The sequence below is a fragment of the Nonomuraea rhizosphaerae genome (assembly GCF_019396405.1).
Classification (GTDB): Bacteria; Actinomycetota; Actinomycetes; order Streptosporangiales; family Streptosporangiaceae; genus Nonomuraea; species Nonomuraea rhizosphaerae.
In genome coordinates this window covers 1-5,887 of sequence record NZ_JAHKRL010000190.1, presented here as the reverse complement: position 1 = coordinate 5,887, position 5,887 = coordinate 1, and the positions used below count along the sequence as shown (strand labels likewise).

Sequence of the window (5,887 nt, the reverse complement as noted above, 5' to 3'; positions counted from 1 at the left end):
GGCCGGGCGCGCCCGGCCGGACGACAGGCATCGTTCTGTCCGGACGACAGGCATCGTTCTGTGGCGAACTCGGCGGGCTCCGGCAGCGTCTCAATGATCGGCTCACCACGATCAGCCGGGAGACGACCATGGATCGCCGCGACTTCCTCCGCACCGCCGCCCTCACCGCTCTTCCGGCCCTTCCGGCCTCCGCCGCCTTCTCCGGGGCCACTTTTTCTGGCGCCACTCTTTCTGGCGCCCCCGACTGGAAGGGGCTGCGGCGCCGCCTGAGCGGCACGCTCGTGCTCCCCGCGGACGCCGGGTACGGCGCGGCGCGCCGCCTGTTCAACCCCGCCTTCGACGGCATCAGGCCCGGCGGCGTCGCCTACTGCGCGAGCGCCGCCGACGTCGCGGCCTGCCTGTCCTTCGTCCGCGCGAACCGCCTGCCGGTCACCGCCCGCTCGGGCGGCCACTCGTACGCGGGCTGGTCCACCGGCACCGGGCTGGTGATCGACGTCTCCCGCATGAGCACCGTCGCCTACGCGGACGGCCGCGCCACCGTCGGCGCCGGGGCCAAGCTCGTGGACGTCTACGACAAGCTGGGCCGCCACGGCGTGAGCATCCCGGCCGGCACCTGCCCCACGGTCGGGGTGAGCGGCCTCGCGCTGGGCGGCGGCCTCGGCGTGGTGTCCAGGAAGTACGGCCTGACCTGCGACACGCTGGAGTCGGTGCGGATCGTCACGGCCGACGGCCGGGTGCTGACCTGCGACGCCACCCATCACCCGGACCTGTACTGGGCGTGCAGGGGCGGGGGCGGCGGCAACTTCGGCGTGGCGGTGTCCTTCACCTTCCGCACCCACCGGACGCGCGGCGTCACGGTCTTCTTCCTGCACTGGCCGTGGGCCAGGGCCGGGGCGGCGGTCAAGGCGTGGCAGTCCTGGGCGCCCACGGCCCCGGACGAGCTCTGGTCCACCCTGCACCTGTCCAACGACGGCGGGCTCGACGTGCAGATCGGCGGCGCGTACCTGGGCGACAGGGCGGCGCTGGACCGGCTCCTGGCGCCGCTGGTCGCCAAGATCGGCCGGCCCTCGTCCCGGTACGTTTCGGCCACGTCGTACCAGCACGCCATGATGGTCATGGCCGGCTGCTCCTCGCTCTCGGTCGCCCAGTGCCACCAGGCCGGGCAGACCGCGGCCGGGCGGCTCGGCAGGGACCTCTTCGCCGCCAAGTCGCACATGGCGTACGCGAAGCTGTCGGCCGACGGCGTCAAGGCGCTGGTGGCCGGGGTGGCGCGGGCCGGGCGGCACACCGTGCAGCTCGACGCGCTGGGCGGCGCGGTCTCCAGGGTCCGCGCGGACGCGACGGCCTTCCCGCACCGGGCGGCGCTGTACAGCGTCCAGTACTACTCGAAGGGGACGGGCCGGACCTGGCTGCGCGGCGTCCACGCCGACATGCGGCCGCACTTCGGCGACCACGCGTACGTGAACTACATCGATCCGGACCTGACCGGGTGGCGTGGCGCGTACTACGGGGCCAACGCGCCGCGCCTGGCCGCCGTGAAGGCCGCCTACGATCCGGGGCGGCTCTTCAGCCTGCCTCAGGGGGTATAAACGGGTCGCGTGCCCGGTTGGCGGCCTGGGAAAATCGCTCCCATGCGCAATTGGCCGCTCTTCGAGCTCTCCGTGACCACGCCCCGCCTCGAACTCCGCATGCCGTCGCTCGCGGACCTCGACGAGCTGGGCGACCGGGCGGCCGAGGGAGTGCACGACCCGGGGTTCATGCCGTTCCTGTTCCCGTGGTCGGACGCCGAGCCGCTGGAGCGGGCCAGGGCCACCATCCGCTACCAGTTCCGCAACTGGGCGGAGTTCGCCAAGGAGCGGTGGTCGCTGGAGCTCGTGGTGGTCTCCGAGGGCAAGATCGTGGGCGTGCAGGGGGTGAGCGCCACCGACTTCCTCGTCACCAGGGAGGTGGGGACGGGCTCGTGGCTCGGTAAACGCTTCCAGGGCAGGGGGATCGGCAGGGAGATGCGCGCCGCCGTCCTGCACCTGGCCTTCGAGGGGCTGGACGCCCACGAGGCGACGACGGAGGCGTTCGAGGACAACCACGCCTCGCTGGCGGTAACCCGCAGGCTGGGCTACCAGCCGGACGGCATCGCGTTGCACAACAGGCAGGGCACGATGGCCGTCACCAAGCGGTTCCGGCTGCAGCGCGCCGACTGGAAGCCCATGGACGGCATCAAGATCCACAATCTGGAGCCCTGCCTGCCGCTGTTCGGCCTCTAGGCCGTGGTGACCGCCGGGCAGGGATGGCGGCGGTACCTGCCGGGCGCGGTGCCGTACTCGCGCTTGAAGGCGTTGGCGAAGGCGAACTCCGAGGTGTAGCCGACGCGCGCGGAGATCTCACCCAGCGCGCCCTCCGACTCGCGCAGCAGGCGCGCGGCGGTGGCCAGGCGCCACCACGTGACGTAGGCCAGCGGCGGCTGGCCGACCAGCGCGGTGAAGCGGCGGGAGAAGGCGGCGCGGGAGAGCCCGGCCCTCGCGCCGAGCGCCTGGACCGTCCAGGGATGAGCGGGATCGCGGTGGATCGCGTCGAGCGCCGCGCTGATCGCCGGGTCGGCCAAGGCGGCGGCCCAGCCGGTGACCTGGCAGTGCTCGGGCGCCGCGTCGAACCAGGCGCGCAGGATGTACAGCAGCAGGACGTCGAGCAGCGAGGAGACGGCGGTGTCCGCGCCGAGCCGCGGGTCGCCGATCTCGCCGCCGAGCAGGTCGACGGCCGCCCGCAGCTCGGGGTGGCGGCCGAGCCTGGCCGGCAGGTGGATCACGTCGGGCAGGTCGCGCAGGAGCGGGTGGGCGCGGCCGGGGTCGAGCCGGTAGCCGCCGCAGAGCAGCACCGTGGCCGCGCCGGGCCCCGGGACGGACGCCGAGGCGAACGTCTCCAGCTCCTCCAGCGGGTCGCACGCGGGCTCGGCAACCGGCGTGCCGGGGCTGTCGGCCATCGCCCAGCCGTGCCCGTGCGGGAAGAACACCACGTCGCCGACGCCCATCGCGACGGGGTCGCCGCCGGGCGGGAGGAGCCAGGCGGAGCCCTGGAGGACCACCTGGAAGCCCGCCGAGCCGGGGACCGCGGGGAAGCGCTGGCCCCAGGGAGCGTGCCACTCGACGCGGGCCGAGCGGGGCCGGCCGGTGCGCATGATCGCGAGCACGTCGCTGAGCACGTCCATGGGTGAAAGTCTACGCGGCGAGACGTACGCGTATGAACGGGAGACATTGACACATTGGCTGTCTCGCTGCTGGCTCCTACGGTTGCTTCCCATGAGAGAGATCCTCGTCACCGGGGCGACCGGCACGGTCGGCCGCCACGTGGTGACCCAGTTGCGTGATGCCGGGGTCGCGGTCCGGCCCCTCCCCCGGGACCGCGCGGACCTGACCGACCCGCCGTCGCTGGCCGAGCCGCTCACCGGGGTGTCGGCGGTGTTCCTCGTGTGGCCGTTCGCCACGGCCGAGGGGGCGCGCGAGATGGTGGAGGTGATGGCCGCGCGGGCCCGGCGGGTGGTGTACCTGTCGTCGGCGGCCGTACGCGACCACGAGCGCGAGATCGAGGAACTGATCGAGCGGTCGGGGATGGAGTGGACGTTCCTGCGTCCGCACGCCTTCGCCGCCAACACGCTGCGATGGGCGGCGCAGGTGCGGGCCGGGGTCGTGCGCGAGCCGTACGGGGCGGCCGTCATGTCGCCCGTGCACGAGCGGGACGTCGCCGCCGTCGCGGTGCGGGCGCTGGTGTCGGAGGGGCACCACGGCGCGGCGTACACGCTGACCGGGCCGGAGCCGCTGAGCCAGGCCGAGCAGGCGCGGCTGATCGGCGAGGCGACCGGGACGGCGGTGCGGTGGGAGGAGGCGTCGCCGGAGTCGGCCCGGGTCCGGCTGGTGGCCTCGGGATGGCTGGAGGAGGCGGCGGAGGGGATGCTCGCGGCGCAGGCCGCGCTGGTCGGCACGCCGGGGCCGGCGACGTCCGTGGTGGAGGAGGTGACCGGGGTCCGGGCGCGGACGTTCGGGGAGTGGGCGGCCGAGCACGCGGCGGACTTCCGGGGCGCCGGCCCCGCCGCCCGCCCCGAGATGTTCGCGGCCCGGATCCACGAGTACGGCGACGCGTCCGTGATCTCCCACGACCGGGTCCCCCGGCCGTCGCCCGGCCCCGGGGAGGTGCTGGTCCGGGTGGCCGCCACCTCCTTCAACCCGTCGGAGGTGGGGCTGCGCTCCGGGCTGCTGGCCGAGGTGCTGCCGACCACGTTCCCGTACACGCTGGGCGCCGACCTGTCCGGCACGGTCGCCGAGGTGGGCGCGGGCGTGCGCGGCCTGGCCGCCGGCGACCGGGTGATCGGCTCGGTGGAGGGCTCGGCCGCCGAGTACGTGGTGGCGGCCGGGCGCGTGCTGGCCAGGGCGCCGGAGACGATCCCGCTGGAGCACGCGGCCGCCGTCCCGGTCGCCGGGCTCACCGCGTGGCAGGCGGTCCACGAGCACGCCCACGTCTCCCCTGGCCGGCGGGTGCTGATCGTGGGGGCGGGCGGCGGCGTGGGGATGTTCGCGGTGCAGCTGGCCAAGCTGGCGGGCGCGACGGTGATCGCGGTCGCCGGGCCGCACAGCGACGCCGCCGCGCGCCGCTACGGCGCGGACGAGGTCATCGACCGCGCCGCCGTCCCGCCTCCCGTGGACGTGGTGCTGAACCTCGCGGTGATCGGCCCCGGGCAGGCCGCCGCGCTGGCGGCCCTGGACGCGCTGATCGTCACCGTCACCGTGCCGATCGACTCGCCCAGGGCCAGGCACTTCGTGACCCGGAACGACGCCGCCCAGCTCGCCGAGCTGGTCGCTCTGATCGACAAGGGCGAGCTTACGGTGGAGGTCGCCGAGTCGCGGCCGCTGAGCGCGCTCGCCGACGTCCACCGCCGGGCCGAGGCCGGCCAGTTGCACGGGAAGGTCGTACTGAAAGCCTGACCACAGGGCCTCAGGGCCTCAGGGCCTCAGGGCCTCAGGGCTTGAAGTGGCGCAGGACCTCCGGGTTGGCCATGGCGTCGGGGTTGGCCGCCTGCTCGACCGGCGTGCCGAGCAGGATCTTGCGTACCGGCACCTCCAGCTTCTTGCCCGACAGGGTGCGCGGGATGCCGGGCACGACGTGGATCTCGTTCGGCACGTGGCGGGGCGACAGCTCCTCGCGCAGCGCCGTACGCAGGGAGTGGGCCAGGTCGTCCGACAGGACGACGCCCTCGACCAGGGTCACGTACAGCAGCAGCCGCCCGTCCTGGCCGAGCTGCCCGGTGTCGATCACGAGACTGTCGGCGATCTCCTCGAACCGCTCCACCACCCGGTAGAACTCGCTGGTGCCCATCCGGACGCCGCCCCGGTTCAGGGTGGAGTCGGAGCGGCCGTAGATGACGCAGCTGCCGTCCTCGTTCATCTTGATCCAGTCGCCGTGCCGCCACACGCCCGGGTACACGTCGAAGTAGCTCTCGCGGAAGCGCTCGCCGCCGGGGTCGTTCCAGAACATGACCGGCATCGACGGCATCGGCCTGGTGATCACCAGCTCGCCCACCTCGCCGACGACCGGCTCGCCCAGCGGGTCGAACGCGTGCACCGCCGCGCCCAGCGACCGGCACGGGATGATGCCCGCCCTGATCGGGTGCAGCACGGTCGCCCCGACGAAGCCCGTGCACACGTCCGTCCCGCCGGAGAACGAGCCGACCGGGATCCCCGGCAGGCTCTCGCTCACCCAGGCGAACCCCTCGGGCGGCAGCGGCGACCCGGTCGAGCCCACTCCGCGCAGCGCCGCCAGCCCCTCCGGGCGGATGCCGGCCTTGAGCGAGGCCATGATGTACGGCGCGCCGACCCCGAAGTAGGTCACCGCCTCCGAGTCGGCG

The 5,887-nt window shown here is 74.0% G+C and carries 5 protein-coding genes; 3 read left to right on the top strand and 2 right to left on the bottom strand.

All coding sequences use genetic code 11. The features are described from left to right. The first annotated feature begins 128 nt into the window (after window positions 1-128). Together KME77_RS09300 and KME77_RS09295 are read left to right on the top strand one after the other, a co-directional pair. Window positions 129-1,589, top strand: coding sequence for an FAD-binding oxidoreductase (locus tag KME77_RS09300; protein ID WP_219463983.1), 1,461 nt, complete (start codon window positions 129-131; stop codon window positions 1,587-1,589). A gap of 42 nt (window positions 1,590-1,631) precedes the next feature. Beyond that, window positions 1,632-2,261 (top strand): GNAT family N-acetyltransferase, encoded by a 630-nt coding sequence (locus KME77_RS09295; RefSeq protein WP_219463982.1) that lies wholly within the window; start codon window positions 1,632-1,634, stop codon window positions 2,259-2,261. On the opposite strand, the gene KME77_RS09290 is transcribed toward KME77_RS09295, so the two are convergent. Beyond that, window positions 2,258-3,199, bottom strand: coding sequence for an AraC family transcriptional regulator (locus tag KME77_RS09290; protein WP_219463974.1), 942 nt, complete (start codon window positions 3,197-3,199; stop codon window positions 2,258-2,260). The two genes, KME77_RS09295 and KME77_RS09290, sit on opposite strands and share 4 nt — an antisense overlap. 91 nt (window positions 3,200-3,290) lie before the next feature. Here KME77_RS09290 and KME77_RS30235 point away from each other — a divergent pair, with 91 nt between their 5' ends. Beyond that, a complete protein-coding gene (locus tag KME77_RS30235) occupies window positions 3,291-4,967 on the top strand; it encodes an alcohol dehydrogenase catalytic domain-containing protein (protein ID WP_308250627.1) in 1,677 nt (558 codons plus the stop codon). Between the two features lie 34 nt (window positions 4,968-5,001). Here the strand turns inward: KME77_RS30235 and KME77_RS09275 are convergent. After that, a partial coding sequence (locus KME77_RS09275; protein WP_219463971.1) for an AMP-binding enzyme occupies window positions 5,002-5,887 on the bottom strand: 886 nt, incomplete at its 5' end.

Excerpts from the sequence above, each read along its gene's own strand:
- KME77_RS09300 (WP_219463983.1), top strand. The coding sequence starts at position 129 with ATGGATCGCCGCGACTTCCTCCGCACCGCCGCCCTCACCGCTCTTCCG.
- KME77_RS09295 (WP_219463982.1), top strand. The coding sequence starts at position 1,632 with ATGCGCAATTGGCCGCTCTTCGAGCTCTCCGTGACCACGCCCCGCCTC.
- KME77_RS09290 (WP_219463974.1), bottom strand. The coding sequence starts at position 3,199 with ATGGACGTGCTCAGCGACGTGCTCGCGATCATGCGCACCGGCCGGCCC.
- KME77_RS30235 (WP_308250627.1), top strand. The coding sequence starts at position 3,291 with ATGAGAGAGATCCTCGTCACCGGGGCGACCGGCACGGTCGGCCGCCAC.